General features: G+C 63.0%; 1 protein-coding gene. It reads right to left on the reverse strand.

All coding sequences use genetic code 11. The features are described from left to right. Window positions 1-187 (reverse strand): hypothetical protein (locus tag AC5RVV_RS18345; RefSeq protein ID WP_494002757.1); only part of this gene is annotated, 187 nt, incomplete at its 3' end. Window positions 188-303 lie beyond the last annotated feature (116 nt).

The following is a 303-nucleotide window of genomic DNA, read 5'->3' on the forward strand; positions in this document are numbered from 1 at the left end:
GCCTGCAATCCGCTTCGCTGTGCATGTCCCGGATGACTCGAACTATGTCCCCGTAGTCTGATTTACCTTCATTCCAAAGGTCGTGGCCGGACAGCGTGGCCTGGATTTCCGGCAGGCGCTCGGCTGCAAGTTCGGTGAGCCTGCGGATTCGCTCATTGCGGTGCCGGATGGTGAAAATCTCATCCAAAATGGGTTCGTTGCGCGGGATGCCGGAGAGCGCCGCCAGGACGGTGCCGAGCCAGTTTGGTTTGCCGGCGGCCCGCCGTGCGGTTGCGTTCCGTGCCGGTTCACCTGCCGGGGGTG

Source organism: Arthrobacter sp. MDT2-34-1, from assembly GCF_059091365.1.